3 protein-coding genes are annotated in these 3,750 nt (G+C 28.5%); all 3 read right to left on the reverse strand.

Annotated elements, in window-relative coordinates; translation table 11 throughout:
• Positions 1-851 (reverse strand): DUF2357 domain-containing protein (locus J7G74_RS06725; RefSeq protein ID WP_297133387.1); only part of this gene is annotated, 851 nt, incomplete at its 3' end.
• A complete protein-coding gene (locus J7G74_RS06730; protein WP_297133388.1) occupies positions 823-2,961 on the reverse strand; it encodes an MrcB family domain-containing protein in 2,139 nt (712 codons plus the stop codon). The genes J7G74_RS06730 and J7G74_RS06725, both read right to left, overlap by 29 nt.
• Positions 2,962-3,417: 456 nt before the next feature.
• A partial coding sequence (locus tag J7G74_RS06735; protein ID WP_297133389.1) for a hypothetical protein occupies positions 3,418-3,750 on the reverse strand: 333 nt, incomplete at its 5' end.

A 3,750-nucleotide genomic window follows, 5' to 3' on the forward strand; every position in this document is an offset into this window, starting at 1 on the left:
ATTTTCTTTAAGATTCTTCTTATCATGTATTTCACATATTGATTTTCATAAATATCTAAAGTAGTTTTCTTTTTTACTTCCATCACATTTTGTGATTTATTTTTTCTAAGATGCTTTATGGTTTCTTTCACATCTATTCTCTTACTTTTGTTTCTATCTTTCAAATTAAACTCATTGAGAACACCATGTTTGGGATAGTTTTCAATTCTTCTAATAGACTTGTCTAAATTTTCATAAATAGTATGAAGAATAGCTATAAACTCCACACCAGTCTGTTTTTTCACATCAATAATATTAACTTTAGAAAAAGTCTTATCCAAGTAATCAAAAACTAAGGACTCAACCTCTTTGTTAATATCCTCTAGTATTTCATTGTAATCATTCATATAATCTAGTTTTGTGGGAAAAACTTGTATGGTGAAGGTTAATACATCCTCATTGTTTTTTCTAATAACAAAAGTTGAATAACCTATATCTCCGTTGAACTTGAAAGATCCTGAGGCATTTCTTCCTCTATAAGAAATGTTATCTCTTATTTCTCTACTATGATGATAAATTACAAACCTGTCATTGGTGTTGTTTTCTAAATATATATTATAAATACCATCCTCAAAAAAGCTAGGCATCATTTCTTGGCTAAGATTTTCTTCTAACTCATTAAAACTATTTAAGGTAAAAACTTTCAAGTTTTTTAAATCAGTTCTTACTTCAATTTTTCCACTAATATTTTTATTGTTGTTTGTGGCATTGTATTTTTTATTTTGACTATTTCCATCAATAAACACAGTAAAATCACTAGTGCTTATTTGCAAAATATCCTTCTTAATACCAGTAGCTTGCATATCCATCATAATTATATCCCTTTAGCATATAAACTATCTTCTCTGCACTTTTTCTATATTTAACAGAAGATGATTGTAGATACTTTTCAGCTTCTTCTATATCAGCATCATTTAAAATCTCTTTCTCACAAATAAAATTAAACAGATTTACTAAAACCTCTTTTATGGAGTTTTCACTACCATTTATAGCTGGTAAAACCTTTTGCATAATTTGATAATCAAATGCAGCATCCTCACTTAGAAGATTAGCTTTTTTATTTTCCACCATATAGAATAAAATCTCATCCCTAACTCTATAAGCAAACTGCTTTTGAGACTTGCTTAAAATATTGTTAATCGCGATTATTTTCTTATTAATTTCTTTTGCATAGTCTCTGTATTCAAGCTCTATATGAGTAGTTTTCAAATAAGTAGATTTTAGAAAATCATTATAAACATCAGTCATATTTTCAACTTCTTCTTCGTCATTTTCAAATAAACTTCCTAAGTTTACATCTGAAAACTCTATGGTGTTGGCTCTGTCTAAGACTTTTCTACTAAATTGGAATGTAGTGTCGTCCATATTTACAGTTCCTATTAAATAAAGATTCTCAGGAAGTTTTAAACTATCCTCGTCTTCTATTTCATAATCATAGATTAAACTATCTGTAACTATAGTTTCTCCAATTAGCTGCCTACTTTCTATAACACTTAAATAATCACTTAAATAATACTCTACTCTGGCTAGATTCATCTCATCTAGGCAAACAAAGTAAGGCTTGTCCAAATCTGCTGAGGCATCTTCTATGATTTGTGTTAGCCTTCCTTTTATGAACTTACTTTCTAAGTTTTTGTAGCCTATTAAATCTGTACTGTCGTTCCAGTCTGGGCGAACACTTATCATGTTGAACTGGTTGTTTTCTCTAGTAGCCCCTAGTGCTTCTGCGAAAAGTCTTACTAGTTTTGATTTTCCTGTACCACTTATTCCTGCTAAGATGACGAAGGGTTTTGTTTTTAGTGATAGATATAGGTTGGAGATTAGTGTGTAGTTATATTCATATCCTTGGCTAGTTATATAGCTATGGATATAGTTTATTATTTCTTCACTATTTGTATACGTTGCTTTATTTCCTACCACTCTTTTCTCTCCTTTTTCCCAATTATACTTATTTTCTAGAAATTCTACTGCCTCTTTAAACATTCGAATAAAATCAGGATCATTTGTATGCTGTTTAATATCTTTAGATAAACTATACATTTCATACTCATCATTTTGAATAAAATAATTTTTAGGCAAATATTGCATTGGATTAGTTTTCATTTCATAAATATATCTATTCTTATCCCAATATTCAAAATCCGTTTTATCTTTCATATCTTGCCTATGTTTAACTTCAGAATAATATGCTTCCACCCCCTTATAAATCTCATCATATGTTATATATTCTTTAATTTTATCATTCTCTATAAAACATGATAATAGCGCAATTTTATACGATTTATTCATTCTTTGAGACCTTATAGTATCTATAAAATCTTTAATAATATTTTTTCCTTGTAATTCAAATTTGTAATAGTATTCTTTATAAATATTAATCATGCTTTGTAGATCCTTAATCAATTCTTCATTATTAGGTAAACTATTATATCTGTACTCCTTATAGAATATACATCCTTCTTCATATTCTGGCTTTCCTACTTTAAGTTCATTATTAGCTATAAACCCTTTCCTGTCTATACTATCTCTTATGTCATTTCTTACCTTCATCATCTGAATCTTAGATTCTTTAGACCCAAGTTGTTTTTTTAAATTTGTATACCCTTGATTCAATGTTAAGTATACTCTTTTCATATCTTCACTAAATAGGTATACAATGTAAACGCCTTCTTGAATAGTTCTTGTTATATTGGGGTTAAATATAGCTATCCAAGGATAGTATGTCCACCCTCCAGATCCACAAGATGCTCTTACTTCTATATCTAACTCTATATTATCAAGTTTTCTTATTATATTTTCTATTATGTTTTTCGAATCCTTCGTAACTAATTGATACATTTTGCTTCTAGCATTGAATTCATCTCTTTTTCTCATATCAATATAATTTTCAAGTATTTCATTAAATAACTCCCTAATCTCCATAAGTTCTCCTATTCATATTTAAATTTTAGTTTTTATAATTTTTCCCTCATCTTTAATATATTCTTTGATGATTTAACTATTGTATCACATTATAATTTAAAAATTATTTTTAAAAATAAAAGTAGTATATTTTATTAAATACGCTACTTTACTAATAATTTTATATGATTTAAATTAATATCGATTATTATCCTAATAATTCTTCTGCTTCTTTTTCTATTTGTTCTAATCTTACATATATTTCTTCACATCTTAGCTCCATGTAGTATAGTCCACCTACATACTGAATATATTCTTAAATGTAGATTCCTCTATACATGGAATAGCTGAAAACTGCCATCTTTCCCTCATAATTGTCTCCTCGTTTTATTTTGAAATTTCTTGTCATATATAAGATTATAGTAGATATAAAATCATATTTCAGTAGCAATAGCCCCTTAATAAGTAATATCTACTTTATTGATACTTCACATAATTACAAGCATGCTTACTACCAACATTATTAATGCCAACAGCCTTCACACTTGCCCCTTTCAAAAACTTACAACTAGAACTCTTATGATAATAACTATTTCCACTAGCTATGTATACCGTTCTACCGCCTGAACTAGAACTTCCACCAGAAGAACTACTCGGAGACGGCTTCTTATAAACAACTGGATTTGTCCAGCAGTTACATTCATATTTCCTCATACTTGATGTCAACGTAACAACATAAGTTGTCGCGCCTTCCAAGTACTTGCAGTTTGATATAGCATGATAATAACTGTTTCCATTAGAAACATAAAC

Origin of the sequence: Terrisporobacter sp. (assembly GCF_017888745.1) — a bacterium.
GTDB lineage: Bacteria > Bacillota > Clostridia > Peptostreptococcales > Peptostreptococcaceae > Terrisporobacter.

Coding starts and splice junctions, on each gene's coding strand:
- J7G74_RS06730 (WP_297133388.1), bottom strand. CDS start 2,961: ATGGAGATTAGGGAGTTATTTAATGAAATACTTGAAAATTATATTGAT.